The 18,381-nt window shown below is 67.6% G+C and carries 19 protein-coding genes; 12 read left to right on the top strand and 7 right to left on the bottom strand.

Annotated features, from left to right (window positions below; all coding sequences use genetic code 11):
- Window positions 1-57: 57 nt before the first annotated feature.
- Window positions 58-1,260 carry a winged helix-turn-helix domain-containing protein gene (locus ABIB15_RS08065; RefSeq protein WP_354476747.1) on the bottom strand — a complete coding sequence of 401 codons (1,203 nt, stop codon included), beginning with the start codon at window positions 1,258-1,260 and terminating at the stop codon, window positions 58-60.
- 176 nt (window positions 1,261-1,436) lie between these two features.
- Between ABIB15_RS08065 and ABIB15_RS08060 the strand changes: the two genes are divergently transcribed.
- From ABIB15_RS08060 to ilvA, 6 genes are read left to right on the top strand one after another with little or no spacing between them, the layout of a single operon-like run.
- Window positions 1,437-2,564 (top strand): ABC transporter substrate-binding protein, encoded by a 1,128-nt coding sequence (locus ABIB15_RS08060; protein ID WP_354476746.1) that lies wholly within the window; start codon window positions 1,437-1,439, stop codon window positions 2,562-2,564.
- A 27-nt stretch (window positions 2,565-2,591) separates the two neighbouring features.
- Entirely contained in the window at window positions 2,592-3,518 is a 927-nt protein-coding gene (locus ABIB15_RS08055) for an ABC transporter permease (RefSeq protein WP_354476745.1), read from the top strand.
- Window positions 3,515-4,333 carry an ABC transporter permease gene (locus ABIB15_RS08050; protein WP_354476743.1) on the top strand — a complete coding sequence of 273 codons (819 nt, stop codon included), beginning with the start codon at window positions 3,515-3,517 and terminating at the stop codon, window positions 4,331-4,333. The genes ABIB15_RS08055 and ABIB15_RS08050 overlap by 4 nt, the downstream gene beginning before the upstream one ends.
- Entirely contained in the window at window positions 4,330-5,382 is a 1,053-nt protein-coding gene (locus tag ABIB15_RS08045) for an ABC transporter ATP-binding protein (protein WP_354476742.1), read from the top strand. The genes ABIB15_RS08050 and ABIB15_RS08045 overlap by 4 nt, the downstream gene beginning before the upstream one ends.
- Window positions 5,383-5,421: 39 nt before the next feature.
- Window positions 5,422-6,564 (top strand): AI-2E family transporter, encoded by a 1,143-nt coding sequence (locus ABIB15_RS08040; RefSeq protein WP_354476741.1) that lies wholly within the window; start codon window positions 5,422-5,424, stop codon window positions 6,562-6,564.
- On the top strand, window positions 6,557-7,795 hold the full coding sequence (gene ilvA, locus ABIB15_RS08035) for a threonine ammonia-lyase (RefSeq protein WP_354476739.1): 1,239 nt from the start codon (window positions 6,557-6,559) through the stop codon (window positions 7,793-7,795). The genes ABIB15_RS08040 and ilvA overlap by 8 nt, the downstream gene beginning before the upstream one ends.
- A 24-nt stretch (window positions 7,796-7,819) precedes the next feature.
- On the opposite strand, the gene greA is transcribed toward ilvA, so the two are convergent.
- Together greA and ABIB15_RS08025 are read right to left on the bottom strand one after the other, a co-directional pair.
- Window positions 7,820-8,311 carry a transcription elongation factor GreA gene (gene greA, locus ABIB15_RS08030; RefSeq protein WP_354476737.1) on the bottom strand — a complete coding sequence of 164 codons (492 nt, stop codon included), beginning with the start codon at window positions 8,309-8,311 and terminating at the stop codon, window positions 7,820-7,822.
- Between the two features lie 101 nt (window positions 8,312-8,412).
- Window positions 8,413-8,835 (bottom strand): DUF4307 domain-containing protein, encoded by a 423-nt coding sequence (locus tag ABIB15_RS08025; RefSeq protein ID WP_354476735.1) that lies wholly within the window; start codon window positions 8,833-8,835, stop codon window positions 8,413-8,415.
- Between the two features lie 80 nt (window positions 8,836-8,915).
- On the opposite strand from ABIB15_RS08025, the gene mca reads away from it, so the two are divergent.
- Window positions 8,916-9,794 carry a mycothiol conjugate amidase Mca gene (gene mca, locus ABIB15_RS08020; protein ID WP_354476733.1) on the top strand — a complete coding sequence of 293 codons (879 nt, stop codon included), beginning with the start codon at window positions 8,916-8,918 and terminating at the stop codon, window positions 9,792-9,794.
- The gene (locus ABIB15_RS08015) at window positions 9,791-10,099 is read left to right on the top strand and encodes a hypothetical protein (protein ID WP_354476731.1); all 309 of its coding nucleotides are present in this window, start codon (window positions 9,791-9,793) and stop codon (window positions 10,097-10,099) included. Before mca ends, ABIB15_RS08015 begins: the two co-directional genes overlap by 4 nt.
- Window positions 10,100-10,478: 379 nt before the next feature.
- On the opposite strand, the gene trhA is transcribed toward ABIB15_RS08015, so the two are convergent.
- A complete protein-coding gene (gene trhA, locus ABIB15_RS08010; RefSeq protein WP_354476729.1) occupies window positions 10,479-11,213 on the bottom strand; it encodes a PAQR family membrane homeostasis protein TrhA in 735 nt (244 codons plus the stop codon).
- An 88-nt stretch (window positions 11,214-11,301) separates the two neighbouring features.
- On the opposite strand from trhA, the gene ABIB15_RS08005 reads away from it, so the two are divergent.
- The 4 genes from ABIB15_RS08005 (at window position 11,302) to ABIB15_RS07990 (ending at window position 15,617) form a co-directional block, all read left to right on the top strand.
- Window positions 11,302-12,087: an isoprenyl transferase gene (locus ABIB15_RS08005; RefSeq protein ID WP_354476728.1), complete on the top strand. Its 786-nt coding sequence runs from the start codon at window positions 11,302-11,304 to the stop codon at window positions 12,085-12,087.
- A gap of 7 nt (window positions 12,088-12,094) precedes the next feature.
- Window positions 12,095-13,213, top strand: a complete 1,119-nt coding sequence (locus ABIB15_RS08000) for an aminotransferase class V-fold PLP-dependent enzyme (protein ID WP_354476727.1) — start codon at window positions 12,095-12,097, stop codon at window positions 13,211-13,213.
- A gap of 215 nt (window positions 13,214-13,428) precedes the next feature.
- Window positions 13,429-14,787 carry an RNA 5'-3' helicase PhoH2 gene (phoH2, locus tag ABIB15_RS07995; RefSeq protein WP_354476725.1) on the top strand — a complete coding sequence of 453 codons (1,359 nt, stop codon included), beginning with the start codon at window positions 13,429-13,431 and terminating at the stop codon, window positions 14,785-14,787.
- Window positions 14,788-14,837: 50 nt separating this feature from the next.
- Window positions 14,838-15,617: a DUF6199 family natural product biosynthesis protein gene (locus tag ABIB15_RS07990; RefSeq protein ID WP_354476723.1), complete on the top strand. Its 780-nt coding sequence runs from the start codon at window positions 14,838-14,840 to the stop codon at window positions 15,615-15,617.
- Window positions 15,618-15,654: 37 nt separating this feature from the next.
- Here the strand turns inward: ABIB15_RS07990 and ABIB15_RS07985 are convergent, their stop codons facing one another.
- From ABIB15_RS07985 to ABIB15_RS07975, 3 genes are read right to left on the bottom strand one after another with little or no spacing between them, the layout of a single operon-like run.
- Window positions 15,655-17,079 (bottom strand): class II fumarate hydratase, encoded by a 1,425-nt coding sequence (locus tag ABIB15_RS07985; protein WP_354476721.1) that lies wholly within the window; start codon window positions 17,077-17,079, stop codon window positions 15,655-15,657.
- Window positions 17,076-17,747 (bottom strand): carbonic anhydrase, encoded by a 672-nt coding sequence (locus ABIB15_RS07980; RefSeq protein ID WP_354476719.1) that lies wholly within the window; start codon window positions 17,745-17,747, stop codon window positions 17,076-17,078. Before ABIB15_RS07980 ends, ABIB15_RS07985 begins: the two co-directional genes overlap by 4 nt.
- A complete protein-coding gene (locus tag ABIB15_RS07975) occupies window positions 17,744-18,379 on the bottom strand; it encodes a DUF4245 domain-containing protein (RefSeq protein ID WP_354476717.1) in 636 nt (211 codons plus the stop codon). The genes ABIB15_RS07980 and ABIB15_RS07975 overlap by 4 nt, the downstream gene beginning before the upstream one ends.
- Window positions 18,380-18,381: the final 2 nt, after the last annotated feature.

The following is an 18,381-nucleotide window of genomic DNA, read 5'->3' as shown; positions in this document are numbered from 1 at the left end:
AACACCAGTTGTATGACGCTTGCGGGCGGGCGGACCGACGCCCCCCAGAGGCGCCCCTCAGATCAGTGCGACCCCGAGCTCGGCCGCGAGGCCGGGGGAGAGCGTGCCGCGGCCGACGACCTCGATTTGCTCGAGTCCCTGCCAGGACGCCGCATCGCGCAGCACCGGCACGAGCCTCGCCGCCGTCTCGGCGGGCGCGCCAGGTTCCAACCAGGCCGACTGCACCCGCAGCACGCCGTTCTGCCGATCGTTCTTCAGGTCGATGCGCCCGACCAGAGCGTCGTCGAGCAGGATCGGCAGCGAGTAGTAGCCGAAGATCCGCTTCGGCGCCGGGGTGTAGATCTCGATCCGGTAGTGGAAACCGAACAGCCGCTCAGCACGCGGCCGGTTCCAGACGACGGGATCGAACGGAGAGAGCATCGCGACGGCGTCGATCCGCCGCGGGCTGCGCGCATCGCGGTGCAGCCACCCGGGCTGCTTCCAGCCGGGAACGGCGACCCTCGAGACCACGCCGGCATCCTCGAGCTCATGCAGGGCCGCGACCGACTCCGCCTGGCCGAGCCGGAAGTAGTCGGCGAGATCGGATGCCGTGCCGATGCCGTGTGCGGATGCCGCGCGGGTCAGGAGCTCGCGGTGGGCCTCCTGCCGGGACACGGTGCGCTCGAGCACCTCACCGGGCAGCACCTGCTCGGGCAGCGCATAGATGCGCTCGAACCGGCTTCGCCCGGCGCTCACAAGATCGCCCCAGCGGAACATCGCCTCGAGCCCGGTCTTGACGTCGGACCAGCCCCACCAGGGTCCTGACCTCTTGTTGAGGTCGTGCTCGACGGCGCTCGCCGGGAGCGGTCCCTTCTCGGCCAGCTCCGCCCTGAGCCACTGGATCATGGGCCGATTGGCATGGGCCCAGTGGTCGGCATCCGACTCGGCACGGTCCCGGAAGCGCTGCATGCGCCAGCGCATCAGCGGCCACGTGTCGACGGGGATGATGGCCGCTTCGTGCGCCCAGTACTCGATATACCGGCTGCCGCGGGCGAAGGTGAGACGGTCGAGGGCAGCCTTGTCGTAGGCGCCCAGCCGGGCGAACAAGGGCAGGTAGTGGCTGCGCTCAAAAACATTGACCGAGTCGAGCTGCAGCAGCCCGAGCCGCGCGATCGCGAGGTTGAGTTGCCGGATGCCCGGTGCCGCGACGGTCTTCTGGCCGAAGCCCTGCGCCGCGAGCGCGATCCTGCGCGCGTGCGCGGGAGAGATGTCGTCGGCCACCCCCCGAGCCTAACCATGGCCACCGATCCCCAAATCATTACGAGAGATTGTCCAATCGTTAACGAGAGGGGTGTCACGCACCCGTCGAGCGTGAGTATGCTCCGAAAAGGTGCCCGGTATCCCATCCGCCGGCAACACAGCATGGGCGGCACGCCGGGCCAACTCAGGAGGAAGTCGTGTTCAGAAAGAGAAACCTCGCAGGCCTGGCGGCAATCGCCGTGGTCGCCATTACGCTTTCCGGCTGCGCTGGGACGGACTCCGGCACAGACGGCGCCGCCGGCGGCGGCGTCGACGCCGCCACCGCGACCAGCGCGGACGACTTCGGCGGACTCGACGCCCTCGTCGCAGCAGCCCAGGAGGAGGGCGAGCTCAACGTCATCGCACTCCCCGAGAACTGGGCCAACTACGGACTGATCATCGCCGCGTTCGAGGAGGAGTACGGGATCACCGTGAACTCCGCCGACCCGGATGTCTCCAGCGCCGAGGAGATCACGGCCGCCAAGAACCTCGCCGGCCAGGTCGCCGCCCCCGACGTCTTCGACCTCGGCACCGCCGTCGCACTCGACAGCCTCGACTATTTCGCGCCCTACACTGTCGCCAACTGGGCCGAGATCCCCGACGAGAACAAGGAGTCGACGGGCCTCTGGGTCAACGACTACACCGGCAGCATGTCGATCGGCTTCAACTCCAACGAGGTCGACGAGCCGACGTCGCTCGACGACCTGCTCGATGAGGGCTACAAGGGCAAGGTCGCCATCAACGGCGACCCGACCCAGGCCGGCGCGGCCTTCGCTGCTGTCGGCCTCGCGGCAGCGCAGCGCGGCGAATCGCTCGACGACTTCCAGCCCGGCATCGACTTCTTCTCGGAGCTCAACGCCGCGGGCAACTTCCTGCCGCTCGACCCCACGGAAGCGACGATCGCGTCGGGTGAGACTCCCGTGGTCTTCGACTGGAGCTACAACAACCTCGCGGTCGCCTCGACGGTCGACGGCTGGGAGGTCACGACCCTTCCCGGCGTCGCGTACACCAGCTACTACAACCAGGCCATCAACGTCGACGCGCCCCACCCGGCCGCGGCGCGGCTGTGGCAGGAGTTCATCTTCAGCCCAGCGGCGCAGAACCTGTACCTCGCCGCCGGCGCCTACCCCGTGACCCTCGTCGCGATGATGGACGCGGGAACGGTCGATCAGGATGCCCTCGACGCGGTCGGCGAGCTGCCCGACGAGCTCGTCACCCCGACAACCGAGCAGAGTGAAGCCGCGGCTGCACTGCTGGCCGAGAAGTGGGCCGCGGCCATTGGCTAACGCCACCACCCCCGGCGGCATCGCGGCATGAGTGTCGCGAATGCGCCGGAACTCTTGAGCGGCGACGCCGAGGCCTCCGGGCCTCGGCGTCGCCCTTCGGGTGTCCGCCGCGGTCTCACTAGATATCTCGGTCTGGTTCCGTTCGCGCTGTATGTGCTGCTGTTCCTCGCGGTGCCGACGCTCATCGCGCTCGGCACCGGGTTCTTCGACGGGGACGGCGCACTCACCCTCGACAACGTCGGCGCCCTCGCCGACCCGGTCATCCTCGCCACTTTCGCGAGCTCCTTCTGGGTCTCGGCTCTCACCGCCGTCATCGGCTCCGTGCTCGGGGCGCTCGTCTGCTACGCGATGCTCGGCACGAAGCCGGACGGTCCGCTCCGTTCGTTCGTGAGCTCGGCCAGCAGTGTGCTGGCCCAGTTCGGCGGCGTCATGCTCGCCTTCGCGTTCATCGCGACGATCGGCATCCAGGGCCTCGTGACGATCCTGCTCAAGGACACCCTCGGATTCGACATCTTTGCGAACGGCGTGTGGCTCTATCAGGTGCCGGGGCTGCTGCTGCCGTACATCTACTTCCAGGTTCCGCTCATGGTGATCACGTTCATGCCGGCGCTCGAAGGGCTCAAGCCCCAGTGGGCCGAGGCCGCGGCGACGCTCGGCGGAACCCGCTGGACCTATTGGACGCGCATCGCCGGCCCCGTTCTCGCGCCGTCATTCCTCGGCAGCCTCCTTCTGCTGTTCGCGAACGCCTTCTCGTCGTACGCGACGGCGGCGGCGCTCATCAGCCAAGGCGCGCAGATCGTGCCGCTGCAGATCCGCGCCGCGCTCATCAGCGAGACGGTGCTCGGCAGGTCCAACCTCGCCGGGGCCCTGGCCCTCGGCATGATCATCGTCATGGTGGTCGTCATGACCGCCTATTCGTTCCTGCAGGCGCGCACGGCGAGGTGGCAGCAGTGACCTCCAACGCGGTGCGCATCGGAGCGGAGCCGGGAATACTGGCCCGCCGCACGATCCTGACGGTCGTCGGCCTCGTGTTCGCGATCCCCATCATCTCGATGATGGAGTTCACCTTCCGCGACGGCCTCGGCGGCGGCTACACGTTCGACCACTGGGCGGCGCTGTTCGACCCCGAGCAGAATCGCAAGTACCGGCAGCTGTTCCAGGCGGTGCAGAACTCGTCTGTGCTCGCCGTGGTGACCGTCACGATCATCCTGTTCGTGCTGCTGCCCACGATGATCCTCGTGCAGTTGCAGTTTCCGAGGCTCCGTCGGGTGCTCGAATTCATCTGCATCATCCCGATCACCGTGCCGGCGATCGTACTCGTCGTCGGTCTCGCGCCGGTCTACAGCATCGTCGTGCGGGTGTTCGGCAGCTCGGTCTGGACCTTGGCGTTCGCCTACGGCATCACGGTGCTGCCCTATGCCTACCGCGCGATCCAGGCGAGCATCTCCTCGGTCGACATGATCACGCTGTCGGAGGCGGCGAGGTCGCTCGGCGCCGGCTGGCTCAACGTGCTCTGGCGTGTGCTGCTGCCGAACCTGCGCCGCGGCATCCTCGCGGCCTCCCTCATTTCGGTCGCGGTCGTACTCGGGGAGTACACGATCGCCTCGCTGCTCAACCGTCAGAACCTGCAGACGGCGCTCGTGCAGGTGTCGAAGTCCGACCCCTACGCCGCGGTCATCTTCGCGCTGCTCGCGCTCGCCTTTGTCTTTATCCTCCTACTACTCATCGGTCGAGTCGGCTCGACCAGACCAGGCCGGAAAACCACATGAGCGACACCAGCCAGCAAGATCCGGGAGCAACAGTCGAGTTTGTCGACGTCATCAAGGACTTCGCGGGCCAGCGGGCCCTGAGCGGAGTGAACCTGTCGGTTGCGCCGGGGGAGTTCGTCGCCCTGCTCGGACCTTCCGGATGCGGCAAGACCACGGCCCTGCGGGCACTGTCCGGACTCGAGCTGGTCGACGGCGGCAGCATCCTCATCGACGGCGTCGACGTGGTCAACGTGCCCGTCAACAAGCGCGACATGGGAATGGTGTTCCAGTCCTATTCGCTCTTCCCGCACATGACGACGATCGAGAACGTCGAATTCGGACTTCGGATGCGCAAGGTCGCGGCGAGCGAGCGCCGCCGGCGGGCCGCGGAGACCCTCGAACTCGTCGGCCTCAGCCACCTCGAGGGACGCTACGCGCACCAGCTCTCGGGTGGCCAGCAACAGCGCGTCGCGCTCGCCCGCGCACTCGTCACCCGCCCGCGGGTGCTGCTGCTCGACGAGCCTCTCTCCGCCCTCGACGCCAAGGTGCGAGTGCAGCTGCGCGATGAGATCAGGCGTATCCAGACCGACCTCGGAATCACGACGCTGTTCGTCACGCACGACCAGGAGGAGGCCCTCGCCGTCGCCGACCGGGTCGCGGTCATGCGTGACGGCAATATCGAGCAGATCGGAACGCCGGAGGAGCTGTACATGTCTCCGGCCAGCCCCTTCGTCGCCGACTTCGTCGGACTGAGCAACCACGTCGACGCCGAGCACGCCGGCGGCACGGTCACCGTGCTCGGAACCCGGCTTCCCCTGCTGGGGGAGCGCCAGCCCGACGGTCCGGTGACGGCCCTCATCCGCCCGGAGGACGTCGAGTTCGCGATCGAGGGCATCCCGGCGACGGTGGTCGCGTCGAGTTTTCTCGGTTCCCTCCGGCGCACGCAGGTGCGCGTGGCCGACGGCCTCATGCTGTCGATCCAGCACGAGGTGGGGGAGCACCCCGCGCCGGGAGACGTCGTGCACATCATGCTGAGGGGACGGCCGGTCTCGGCGAGTCCACGCGTTTAGAATGACCGAGTGATATTCGGCAGACGGAGGGTGGAAGCGGTGGTCCGCGTGCGCCGATCCGTCGAGGCCTCGAACCGCCGGGTCAGGGTCGACGAGGCGGTTCCGGTCGGTGTGCGCATCGCCGGGGCGTGGGCCTGGCGTCTGCTCGTGATCGCCGGCGTTGTCGCGATCTTCGTCTTCCTCGTCGTGCAGCTGCGACTGATCGTCATCCCGCTCATGGTCGCTGTGCTGATTGCGGCGCTCCTCGTGCCCTTTGTGACGTTCCTGCAGCGGCACCGCTGGCCCAAATGGCTGGCCATCACGATTGCCGAGGTGGGAATTCTCGCGATCGTCTCGGCCCTGGTCTACCTCGTTGTCGCACAGGTCAGGGACGGCTTCCCCGCCCTCCAGGAACGCACCGTCGAGGCCATCGCCACCTTCCGTGGATTCCTCCTCGATTCTCCCCTGCAACTAACCGACTCCCAGATCAGCGACTACCTCGGGCAGGCCCTCCAGTCGATCCAAGCCGACAGCGGCGTCTTTGTCACGGGGGCGCTCTCGGTCGGGTCGACGGCGGGCCACGTGCTGATCGGCATTCTGCTTGTTCTGTTCGCGACCCTCATCCTGCTCATTGACGGCGGGGGAATCTGGGGCTGGGTAGTGCGCCTGTTCCCGCGCAACGCGCGCGCCTCGGTCAACGGCTCCGGGATCGCCGGCTGGACGACCCTCACCCGGTTCGTCCGGGTGCAGATCTTCGTCGCCGCAGTCGATGCCGTCGGGATCGGCGGAATCGCCCTCATCCTGCAGCTGCCGCTCGCGATTCCGATCGCGGTCGCGGTATTTCTCGGCTCGTTCATCCCGATCGTCGGCGCGGTGCTCACGGGAACCATTGCCGTTTTCATCGCCCTCGTGTACCAAGGGCCGGTCATCGCGCTCATCATGCTCGCGGGCGTGCTGCTCGTGCAGCAGATCGAGGGCCACGTGCTGCAGCCGCTCGTGATGGGAGCGGCCGTCAAGGTGCACCCGCTCGCGGTCGTGCTCGCCGTCGGTGCCGGCGGATACCTCGCAGGGATCCCCGGAGCGCTCTTCGCCGTGCCGGTCGTCGCGACTGTGAATACGATGGCGGCGTACGCGGCAAGCGGAGCGTGGAGAGAAACCCCGTACCCTGATCCGAATGCGAAGGATGTCACGCGGAATGCCTGAGAAAACCCTGGCCGGCCCCACCCTGGCCGAAATCGAGGCGGCGCGCGAGCGTGTCTCTCGTGTCGCCGAGGTCACCCCGATGGAGAGCTCGCGCTACCTCTCCGAGCTGCTGGGCTCGCCCGTTTACCTCAAGTGCGAGAACCTGCAGCGCACCGGCTCGTACAAGATTCGCGGGGCCTACAACCGGCTGGCGCAGCTGAGTGCCGACGAGCGTGCGCGCGGCGTCGTCGCGGCATCCGCGGGCAACCACGCGCAGGGCGTCGCCTTCGCTGCTCGCGAGCTCGGCATCGCGGCGACGATCTTCATGCCGGTCGGGGTCGCTCTGCCCAAGCTGCAGGCAACCCGGAGCTACGGAGCCGATGTGATCCTCCGCGGGCACACGGTGGACGAGCCATTGCGGGCCGCGGCAGAGTTCGCCGAGAGCACCGGGGCGGTTCTGATCCCACCGTTCGATCACCCGGATGTCGTCGCCGGGCAGGGAACCCTCGGTCTCGAGATGCTCGACCAGGTCGCCGACATCGACACCGTCATCATGCCGATCGGCGGCGGCGGACTCATCTCCGGCGTCGCGAGCGCTCTCAAGCAGGCGGCCTCACGGGACGGCCGCACGGTGCGCATCATCGGGGTGCAGGCGACGAACGCCGCCGCCTACCCGGTGTCGCTCGCCGAGGGGGAGCCGACGGAGATCACGATGATGCCGACGATCGCCGATGGCATTGCGGTAAGCAAGCCCGGGCGGCTGAACTTCGACATCATCAAGGACGCCGTCGATGAGGTCGTCACGGTCACCGACGACGACATCGCGCGGGCGCTGCTGGTGCTGCTGGAGCGCGCCAAGCTCGTCGTCGAGCCCGCCGGTGCCGCCGCGGTCGCCGCGATCCTCACCGGGCAGGTGAAGGATCTCGGTCGCACGGTCGTGGTGCTCAGCGGCGGCAACATCGACCCGCTCGTGATGGAGCGCATCATCTCGCGCGGTCTCGCCGCCTCCGAGCGTTACCTCAAGCTCAAGCTCATGCTGCCCGACCGCCCCGGCCAGCTCGCACGCGTCGCCGAGCTCATCTCGGAGGCGAACGCGAACGTGGTCGAGGTGCTGCACACGCGACACGGCCGCAACGCGCTCATCAGCGAGGTCGAGCTCGAACTCAGTGTGGAGACGCGCGGGCCGGAGCACGTGCGCGGGGTCATCGAGCGCCTGCGCGAGGCGGGTTACGACCCGAGGGTTGGCTACTGACCGACGGCTCGGTCGGCTGCCGGCCTAGGGTTCGTAGGGCTCGACCTTGGAGATCACTACGGTGATGTCCTTGCCGTTGGGGGCCGTGTAGACGACCGTGTCGCCGACCTTGTGGCCCAGGATTGCGGCGCCGAGCGGGCTTCCCTCGGAGTAGACGTCGAGTTCGCTGGCGGCGTCGACGATCTCGCGGCTGCCGAGCAGGAACTCGCTCGGGTCGCCCTGGATCGTTGCCGTCACGACGGTGCCGGACTCGACGACGCCGTTGCTCTGGGGAGCGGCACCGACCTTCGCGTGCCGCAGGAGCTCGGTGAGCACACGGATGCGCGCCTCGATCTTGCCCTGCTCCTCCTTGGCGGCGTGATAGCCGCCGTTCTCCTTGAGGTCGCCCTCGCCGCGTGCCTGCTCGATCTTCTTCGCGATGTCGGTGCGACCGTGACCGCTCAGCTGCTCGAGCTCGGCGCTGCGCCGGTCGTAGGCTTCCTGGGTCAGCCAGGTCTCGCTTGTTTCAGTGGACATGGGGATACTCCTCGGGAGTGGTCGTGCGCCCTGCAGAAGTGGGACGCGTCAGCAACAAACAAAGAAGACCGGCGTTCCGGCCGGTCTTGCTTGCGGGAAGTTTACGTGAGCCAGCAGCGGTAGATCAAGCCCGTGACCGCAAGCTCGGTGGTATTGACAACGCTCGTGATAGACCTCACCCTGACATCCGATTCCGGTACGTCGACGATCTTCCAGCCGACGATCCCATGCGCCTGGTTCTGCGCTTGGAGCGCGCAACTGGCTGAGGAGCCCGGGGGAAGTGCGGCCCGGAAAGTGATGCTGACGGACCGGTCGTCGATGACCTTGTGGGCGGCATCGACCGTGTCGACCGAGGTGGTTGTGCCACTCAGCCCACCCCAGACGACCCACGCGGTGAAGACGGCCACGAACGCGGCCGCCGCGGCCCACGCGCCACGCCTGCCCCAACGCCTGCGGCCGGGCGTGCGCCCATAGCGTTCGTCAATCTCCGCCGTGGGGATGGAGGCGGGGGCGGAGCTGGACAAAAGGTGATCCTCTCGCAGGAAAGCACTCGTGGCGACGATTAGGCTTGCCTCTAGGCTAAGTGCTTTTACCTAGGAGTTTCGTGACACGGCGTTTGCTTGCGGTCCATGCCCATCCCGACGACGAATCGAGCAAGGGTGCGGCGACCTACGCGCACTATTCGAGCATCGGTGTCGACGTGATGGTCGTCAGTTGCACCGGCGGCGAGCGGGGCGACATCCAGAACGAGGCGCTCTCGGCACGGGCGATGGCCGATCGCGACATGGGCGGGCTGCGCCGGTACGAGATGGCCCACGCCCGGAAGGTCATCGGCTGCCAGCACCGCTGGCTGGGCTACCACGACTCTGGGCTGCCCGGGGAGGGTGAGACGGTGCCCGCGAACTCCTTCGCGGTCATCCCGCTCGAGTACTCGGCAGCACCCCTCGTGAAGATCATCCGCGAGTTCCGACCGCAAGTCGTCCACACCTACGACGAGAGCGGCGGGTACCCGCATCCGGACCACATTCGCACCCACGAGCTCACGGTCTACGCGATCGAGGCCGCTGCGGACCCGGCCCGCTACCCGGAGGCCGGCGACCCCTGGACCGTGTCGAAGACCTACTACGACCGCATTTTCAACGCCGCCCGGCTGAACGCCGTCTACGACCGGATGCTGGCGACCGAGCCCGACTCGGAGCGCACGACCCAGATGGCCGAGTTGAAAGAGTGGATGGGCGCGCGCCCCGCGACGGCGACGACCCACATCGACTGCGGCGAGTTCTTTGACACGCGCGACGACGCGCTCCGCGCCCACGCGAGCCAGGTGCCGCCGGACAGTCGGTTCTTCTTCTGGCCCAACGACCTCCAGTGGGAGGTGTGGCCGTTCGAGGACTACGAGCTCGCCCGCTCGACCGTTGAAACCACTCTCCCGGAGAGCGACCTGTTCGCCGGAATCACCGAGACCGAAGAGGCCCCCGCATGACCGTTACAGCTGGGCTCCTGGCTCTCACGATGCTCGCGGAGCGCGAGCAGTTCGACCCGAACACCGTGACGCCGGGAGTCATCGGCTTCTTGGCGACTTTCGGCCTCGCCCTCGCGGTCGTGCTGCTCGCGTTCGATATGGTGCGCCGGGTGCGTCGCACGCGGTACCGCGCGGAGATCGGAGAGCAGCTCGACGCCGAGGAGGCCGAGGCTCGCGCGATCGCGCGCGCCGAGGCGGACGGTGGCACAGACGATCCCGCCGACAGCCCGAGCACAGACGATTCCGACCTGAACGACCGCCGCTGACTTTCATTATTCAGGAGTAGTGGGGCTGGCTGGCTTTCATCATTCAGGAGTAGTGGAACCGGGCGGCTTCCATTATTCAGGAGTTGTGAGGCCGGGCGGCTTTCATTATTCAGGAGGTGTGGGGCTGGGCGCCCGCGGGCAACGAGCATATTCGGTGTCGGATGCCGCGCCGCACAGCATCCGCCCCGTTTAGTCATCGGTCTTCCGCGGTTTCAGTTGTGCCGGTCGAGTGCTCGGGGTCTGGAGTCAGACCACCCCTAAATGATGAAGGGTGCCGTCGGCTGTCACTCCTGAATGATGAAGGGTGCCGTCGGCTGTCACTCCTGAATGATGAAGGGTGCCGCCAGCCCCGGTAGCGCCGAACTGACAGTGCCCGGGTTCAGCCGAAGACGGGCGGGTCTGTCGCGACGAGGAAGATGCCCGTCCAGTGGCACAGGAACGCCGCGAGGGTCAGCGTGTGGAAGATCTCGTGGAAGCCAAACTTGCCGGGGAACGGATTCGGCCGCTTGAGCCCGTAGATGACCGCACCCACCGTGTAGCAGAGGCCGCCGACCAGGATGAGCGTCATCATGGCCGCGTTCGCCTCGAAGAAGTCCACAATGAACACCAGCGCGGCGTAGCCGAGCAGCAGGTAGAGCGGCACATAGAGCCAGCGCGGGGCCCCGATCCAGAAGACCCGGAACAGGATGCCGAGGCCGGCCCCGCTCCAGACGAGCCAGAGCAGCAGAGTCGACTTGTCCGACGGAAGCGCAAGCACCGTGATGGGCGTGTACGAGCCAGCGATCAGCAGGAAGATGTTCGCGTGATCCATGCGTTTGAGCACGCGACGGGTCGTCTCGCTCCAATTGAACCGGTGGTAGAGGGCGGAGACACCGAACAACAGCAGCGACGACGCCACGAACACCGATGAGCTGACCTTGGCGGCAGAGCCCTCCGCGAGGGTGATCAGCACGATGCCGAGCACGATCGCGATCGGGAAGGTGCCTGCGTGGATCCAGCCCCGCCAGGTCGGCTTGCGGTCGGCGATGTCGATCGCGTCGTCGAGCAGTGGAAGGTTCGGAAGGTCAGCGCCCGGTTCGTGCTCGACGCTGACGTCGTCTGTTGGCCCCGTCATGGGGCAAGTTTAGATCGCCCCGGATGCGCGCAGAGCCGGTCGCGCCCCGTTCGAGTTCAATCCGGCGCCGGTGGGCTAGCGTAGTGACGTGCGCAATCGGGAAGTACCTCTCGGGCGGGGCATCCTCTACGGCCTGTACCAGAGCCGGATTCGCCGCTGGCTGGGCAGCCAGGAGCTGCCCCGGCACATCGCGATGATCATCGACGGCAACCGGCGCTGGGCGAAGCAGCGGTACCTCGAGACCGCGGCGCACGGCCACCGGGCGGGCGCCGAGAAAATGCGCGAATTCCTCATCTGGTGTGACGACCTCGACATCGAGGTCGCCACCCTCTACCTGCTCTCCACCGACAACCTCACGGGCCGAGGTCCGGAGGAGCTCGCCGAGCTCTTCCAGATCATCGGCGACCTCGCCGACGACCTCTCGCACTACCGTGACTGGCGGGTGCAGCACGTCGGCTCCGACGAGGGACTTCCCGAGCAGCTCGTCGCGACGCTCAAGGGCGCAGAGGAACGCACCAAGTCCAGCACGGGGCTGCACATCAACCTCGCCGTCGGGTACGGGGGGCGCGCCGAGATCGCCGAGGCGATGCGCAGCATCGTCCGCACCCACGAGAGCCAGGGTGGTGCGCTCGAGACCCTCGCCGAGATCCTCACCCCCGAGTTGATCGCGGAGCACCTGTACACCGGCGGCCAGCCCGATCCCGACCTCGTCATCCGCACCTCGGGCGAACAGCGGCTCAGTGACTTCATGCTCTGGCAGAGCGCCCACAGCGAGTTCTACTTCGTGGAGGCGCTCGGCCCCGACCTGCGCGAGGTCGACTTCCTGCGGGCCGTGCGCGACTACGCGAGGCGGCACCGCCGCTTCGGCAGTTGAGACCGCGGTGAGCATCGACGATTTCGTTGCCGGATTCGGCGAGGAGCCCGGCTACCTCGACTTCGCCCGCGTCGGACCGCTCGGCCGTGCCGTTCTCGACGAGCAACGCGGCCTGAGCGAGCAGCTCGGACGGGCACGATTCGGAAGCCTCGACAGCCTCGAACGGCAGGATGCGCGGGTGCGCGAGGCGGTCGCCGGGCTGCTGCGCTTCCGGCCGGACCAGGTCGTCTTCCAGCCGAACACCAGCTCGGGCCTCATGCACGCGATGTTCGGCATCACCGGCGGCATTGCCATGTCGCCGGCCGAGTATCCGAGCCTGACCTTCGCCGCGGCGCGGGCTGCCGAGACGCTCAGCGTGCTGAAGCCGACCTGGCTCGAGACGGAATACGGCAAGGTGACCCCCGGCATGATCCGCGACCAGCTCACGCCGGCCTGCGCCGCCGTCGCCGTGAGCCTCGTCGACTTCCGCACCGGCTATCTCGCCGATCTCGACGGCATCCGCCAAGTCATCGGTGACCGGCTGCTCATTGTCGACGCCGTGCAGGCCTTCGGGATTGTGGATGCTCCGTGGGAGGTCGCCGACGTCATCGTCTCGGGTGGCCAGAAGTGGGTGCGGGCAGGCTGGGGCACCGGGTTCCTGGCGCTCAGCGACCGCGCCGCCGAGCGTCTCACACCGGTCTTCTCCGGCGTCTCCGGGGCCATTGCGAGCGGCGACGAGCTGCCCCTCGACGACGTGCTCGAGCCGCTCGCCGGCGCGGCCGCGTTCAGCGTCGCCAACCCGAGCCCCATCGCGCAAGCCATGTTCGCGACGGCGCTCGAGGACATCGAGCAGGTAGGGGTCGAGGTCATCCACGAGGGGGTCGCCGAGAAGGTGTCGGAGATGATCGACCTTGCCGACGAGTTCGGCATCCCGATCGCCTCGTCGAGGGCACCAAACGAGCGCGCCGGGATCGTCGTGCTCGAGCCGCCCGCTGATCGGCTCACGACCCTCACCGCCTCGCTCTTCAACCACGGCGTGACGGCGACGACGCGTGGTGGCCGGGTGCGGCTCAGCGCGCACGTCACCACGAGCGACGAAACCTTTGCGATGCTCAGGGCCGCATTCCTCAGCCTCCGCAGCACGTAGCTCGAGGCCGCGTATCCTGTCCGTCTCGTGATGTTCACGTGAGCGTAACGTGTACGGGGGGCGTGTCGCTGGGGTTGATTCCGGTACCTCGACGTAGTTTCATAATCATTAGGTATGGCGCCTGATCGAGACGGCCACGAAAGTTCGTTTCGCAACACAAAATGGCCGTCTGTGCGACAGTATCCGAGTGCCAGTCACTCGGGAATGGAGTGCAAGTGCCCACGGTAAACCGCCCGAACCAGAAGACCGGCCAGGAATCCGCGACAAAGAAGACCAGCACTGCCGAACGGACGTATGTGCTCGATACGTCCGTTTTGTTGTCTGATCCCAAGGCGGTGTTCCGGTTTGCGGAACACGCCGTCGTGCTGCCGGTCATCGTGATTTCGGAGCTCGAGTCCAAGCGTAACGATCCCGAGATCGGCTATTTCGCGAGGCAGGCCCTCCGCAACCTCGACGAGCTGCGCATCCAGCACGAGCGGCTCGACTTTCCGATCGCCGTCGGGGAAGACGGCGGATCGCTCCGGGTCGAGCTGAACCATTCGAACATGTCGGTGCTGCCATCCGGGCTGCAGCTCGGTGACAACGACTCGCGCATTCTCGCCGTCGCGCTCAACCTTGCCAACGACGGCCTCGCCGTCACCGTCGTCTCGAAGGACCTTCCGCTGCGGGTGAAAGCCGCGTCGATCGGTCTCGCCGCGGAGGAGTACCGCGCGGAGCTCGCGGTCGACTCCGGCTGGGTCGGAACCGACGAGATCACGCTCGGGTCCGAACAGCTCGCACGCCTGTACGAGGACGAGAGGCTGTCGACCCGGATCGTCGCCGACCTGCCAATCAACACCGGCCTCGTCATCCACTCCGACCGCGGGTCCGCCCTGGGGCGCGTCACCGCCCGCGGCGAGCTGCGGCTCGTGCGCGGCGACCGCGATGTGTTCGGGCTGCACGGCCGCTCGGCCGAGCAGCGGCTCGCGATCGACATGCTGCTCGACCCGGAGATCGGGATCGTGTCGCTCGGCGGTCGGGCCGGCACCGGCAAGTCGGCCCTCGCCCTGTGTGCGGGGCTCGAGGCTGTGCTCGAGAAACAACAGCACCGCAAGATCATGGTCTTCCGGCCGCTCTACGCCGTAGGGGGGCAGGAGCTCGGGTTCCTTCCCGGTGACGCATCCGAGAAGATGAACCCGTGGGCGCAGGCCGTCTTCGATACCCTCGGCTCGGTCGTCTCGCCGAACGTGCTCGAGGAGGTCATCGCTCGCGGGATGCTCGAGGTGCTGCCGCTCACGCACATCCGGGGCCGGTCCCTGCACGACGCCTTCGTGATCGTCGACGAGGCACAGTCGCTCGAGCGCAACGTGCTGCTCACCGTTCTCAGCCGCATCGGGCAGAACTCCCGCGTCGTGCTCACCCACGACGTCGCCCAGCGCGACAATCTGCGGGTCGGACGCCACGATGGGGTCGCCTCGGTGATCGAGACGCTCAAGGGACACGCGTTGTTCGGGCACATCACGCTGATGCGTTCCGAGCGTTCGGCGATCGCCGCACTCGTGACCGAGATGCTCGAATCGAACGAATTGGCGTAACAGGGAGCGTGCGGTCGCTGGTGCGCGGAGGGACGACATAGGGTCGAGAGGTGAACACTTTCCTGAGCTCCGTTGCCGGGGTTCTCGGACTGTTCTTCCTCTGGGGCGTCGTCTCTCCGCGCAGCCAGTGGCACGTGCTCGTCGGCTGGACGCGAACCGATCCTCGAACTACCGAACCCGGTTCTGCGGCGTACGCGACGAGCCGGTTCGTGTCGCTGCTCGGGCTCCTGACGGTCCTGGCCATCGCGGTGAGCTGGGGCGCCGGGGCCATCGCGTTCGACGAGGACGAGTCGGTTCGGCAGCCCACGGTGGCCGAACGGGTGTGGGGCTCTCCGCGCCCGTATGTCGTCGACCGGGTGTTCACCCCGCTCACCGCGCCGCCCGAGGGCCTCGTCGAGCAGCAGGTCACCGGGTACCAGCGAGTTATCGGCTTCGAGCAGAGCCCCAGCTACCTCTTCGCGACAGGCAAGATCCGCGCCGCAGGGCTCGCAACCCAGCCGGGGTTCCTCGGGGTCGTCCCGCTGCCGGGCACCGTGGCCCTCGGAACCGCCGATCTCGTCGTCCACGTCCGCGGCGACGACCGCTGCATTCCGCATCAGGTGGTCGTCACTCCGGTCGACGGCGCCGTGCAGGTCGGGGTATTCTTCGGCCAGCCCAATCCCGCGGATGGCTCCAACGCCGAGAACGTCGCGGATTGCGACTCCGCGCCGGCAGCATCCGACACCCGGGGGTTTTTGATCCCCATCGACCTCGTCGACCCGCTCGGCGACAGGGTCGTGCAGTCGCTCGCGGGTGAGCCGCTCGCGCTCGTGCCGCTGCCCGTGCGCTAGCCGAGCGCATTCTCCCGGGCCGCGTTGCGGCCCACGCCTACTTCGCTGCGGGAGGCCGCGTCATTGAGAGCACGTCGAGGGAAGTGTCGAGCTGGTCGAGGCTGACCTCGCCGCGGTCGACGAAGCCAAGGTCGATGACCGATTCGCGCACCGTGATGCTCTTCGCGACGGCGTTCTTCGCCACCTTCGCGGCGGCCTCGTAGCCGATCACCCGGTTCAGCGGGGTGACGATCGCGGGGGAGGACTCGGCGAGGGCGCGGGCGCGGTCGAGGTTCGCCTCAAGTCCGTCGACGGTTTTGTCGGCCAGGGCACGCGTCGAGTTCGACAGCAGCCGGATCGACTCGAGCAGGGAGGTGCCCATCACGGGGATCGCGACGTTGAGCTCGAACGAGCCGGATGCTCCGGCCCAGGCGATCGTCGCGTCGTTGCCGATCACCCGTGCGGCGACCATGAGCACAGCCTCGGGGATCACCGGGTTGACCTTGCCGGGCATGATCGAGGAGCCGGGCTGCAGGTCGGGGATGTGCAGCTCGCCGAGGCCGGCGTTCGGGCCGGAGCCCATCCAGCGCAGGTCGTTGCAGATTTTGGTGAGGCTCACGGCGATGACGCGAAGCGCGCCGGATGCCTCGACGAGGCCGTCGCGGGCCCCCTGTGCCTCGAAGTGGTCGAGCGCCTCGGTGACAGGCAGCCCGGAGTCCTCGGCGAGGGTGGCGATGACGAGCTGGGAGAACCCGGCCGGGGTGTTGATTCCGGTGCCGACGGCGGTTCCGCCGAGTGGGACCTCGGCGACGCGCCCGATCGTGGAGCTGACGCGCTCGATGCCGAGGCGAATCTGCCGGGCGTAGCCGGCGAACTCTTGGCCGAGTGTCACGGGGGTGGCGTCCATGAGGTGGGTGCGGCCGGCCTTGACGGCGGTCTTCCACAACTCGGCTTTGGTCTCGAGGGCGAACGCGAGGTGGTCGAGCGCCGGGATCAGGTCGTGCAGCAGCGCACCGGTGACGGCGACGTGCACCGAGGTGGGGAAGACGTCGTTGGACGACTGCGACGCGTTGACGTGGTCGTTCGGGTGCACGGGCGAGCCGAGCAGTCCCGTCGCGAGCGTCGCGAGAACCTCGTTCATGTTCATGTTCGAGGAGGTGCCGCTGCCGGTCTGGTACGTGTCGACCGGGAACTGCTCGTGGTGCTCGCCGGCGATCAGACGGTCGGCGGCGGCGGCGACCGCGTCTGCAATGGCGGGGTCGAGGATCCCGAGTTCCTTGTTGACGAGCGCGGCGGCGCGCTTGATGCGGGCGAGGGCGACGATCTGCGCCGGCTCGAGCCCGGAGCCGGAAATCGGGAAGTTCTCGACGGCGCGCTGGGTCTGTGCCCCGTACAGGGCGGCGATCGGCACGAGCACCTCGCCCATCGTGTCGTGCTCCACGCGGAACTCGTCGCCCTGTTGCGTCTGGGTGGTGTGGCTCATGTCGGTGCGCCTTCCTGGGTGCTGATGGTGAGATTGCCGACGTGGATGTCGGGGACCGCGCGACCCTCGAGAAGGCGGTAGTTCGCGCCGACGATGGCCAGGGTTCCGGCCGCGATCGCGTCGCTGATGAGTTCGGATACCTCGAGCAGTTCGGAGATTGTGTCGCGCAGGTGCTCGCGGCCGACCTCGAAAGGGTCGGCGCGCTGCGGCTCGATCGCGACCCCGCCGGCGAGGGCGACGCGGCGCACGGCTGGCACGATCTTCGAGATCAGCTTGGCAATGTGCGGGGGGAGCGGTGCGGCATCCGCGGCCTGCGAGGCGATCGCGGCGTGCACCGCCCCGCACTCATCGTGGCCGAGGACGACGATGAGGGGAACATGCAGCACGCCGACCGCGTATTCGAGCGAGCCGACGACCGAGTCGGAAATGATCTGTCCGGCGTTGCGCACGACGAACAGGTCGCCGATCCCCTTGTCGAAGATGATCTCGGCGGCGAGTCGGGAGTCGCTGCAGCCGAACAGCGCAGCATCCGGCTCCTGCGCACTCGCGAGGGATTCGCGGCGTTCGACGTCCTGGCGCGGATGCTTGGGCTCGCCAGCGATGAACCGCGCGTTCCCGCGCACCATTTCGTTCCACGTCGTCGCGGGCGTGCGCGACGGGTCCCTCATTCGGTCGTCCCGTCGAGGTCGGCGCTGAGAGCCGTCGCGAGGGCGAGGAACTCTGCCGTTTCTGCGGTGCCGTAGAGCGCGAAGCGGCTCGACCCGCTCGTCGAGGACATCGCGTAGGCGAGATTGCCGGGATCCCGACTGTCGCGGTTGTCGTAGACGGCCCATTCGACGCCATCGATCATCTCTGTTCCCGTCGGGGTGAGCTTGTCGAGCCGGTTGGCAAGCCAGGTGGGGTTGGCGTCGATCCCTTGGCGCAGGGCGATGAACTGCTCAGCCGGGGTGATGAAGCCGATCGACCAGGTCGTGATGTCGTCGGTGCCCGTGTCGAGGGTGGCCGCGTTCGCCGTCCACTCGGGCGGCAGGGTCGGGCTCGCGAGCGGTTCGTCAACGCCGGGCTGCTCCTGGGCGGCGATGGCGGCGTAGTCGATCGCGGCCCGCGGCGGCTGGGTCGGGCGCACGACCACAAGTACCAGGACCAGCACGATAGCGAGGGAGGCGACGAGCGCGAGCACCAGATTGATGACGGTCTGGTTCGCACGGTGCTTGCGGGAGTTCTCCGCCTTGCGGGCGGCGGTCTCCTCCGGGGTCTCCGGCCTGCCGAGCTCGGCGACGATGCGCGGTTCCTTGGCCATCT

It is taken from the genome of Marisediminicola sp. UYEF4 (genome assembly GCF_040546025.1).
In the GTDB taxonomy this organism is placed as follows: Bacteria; Actinomycetota; Actinomycetes; order Actinomycetales; family Microbacteriaceae; genus Marisediminicola.
Note: the sequence above shows the minus strand (reverse complement) of the source record. Positions and strands in the feature narration are given on the sequence as shown.

What these genes read in the sequence shown, in the direction of transcription:
- ABIB15_RS08055 (WP_354476745.1), top strand. Translation starts at nt 2,592, where the DNA reads ATGAGTGTCGCGAATGCGCCGGAACTCTTGAGCGGCGACGCCGAGGCC.
- ABIB15_RS08045 (WP_354476742.1), top strand. Translation starts at nt 4,330, where the DNA reads ATGAGCGACACCAGCCAGCAAGATCCGGGAGCAACAGTCGAGTTTGTC.
- ilvA (WP_354476739.1), top strand. Translation starts at nt 6,557, where the DNA reads ATGCCTGAGAAAACCCTGGCCGGCCCCACCCTGGCCGAAATCGAGGCG.
- greA (WP_354476737.1), bottom strand. Translation starts at nt 8,311, where the DNA reads ATGTCCACTGAAACAAGCGAGACCTGGCTGACCCAGGAAGCCTACGAC.
- ABIB15_RS08015 (WP_354476731.1), top strand. Translation starts at nt 9,791, where the DNA reads ATGACCGTTACAGCTGGGCTCCTGGCTCTCACGATGCTCGCGGAGCGC.
- trhA (WP_354476729.1), bottom strand. Translation starts at nt 11,213, where the DNA reads ATGACGGGGCCAACAGACGACGTCAGCGTCGAGCACGAACCGGGCGCT.
- ABIB15_RS07985 (WP_354476721.1), bottom strand. Translation starts at nt 17,079, where the DNA reads ATGAGCCACACCACCCAGACGCAACAGGGCGACGAGTTCCGCGTGGAG.
- ABIB15_RS07980 (WP_354476719.1), bottom strand. Translation starts at nt 17,747, where the DNA reads ATGAGGGACCCGTCGCGCACGCCCGCGACGACGTGGAACGAAATGGTG.
- ABIB15_RS07975 (WP_354476717.1), bottom strand. Translation starts at nt 18,379, where the DNA reads ATGGCCAAGGAACCGCGCATCGTCGCCGAGCTCGGCAGGCCGGAGACC.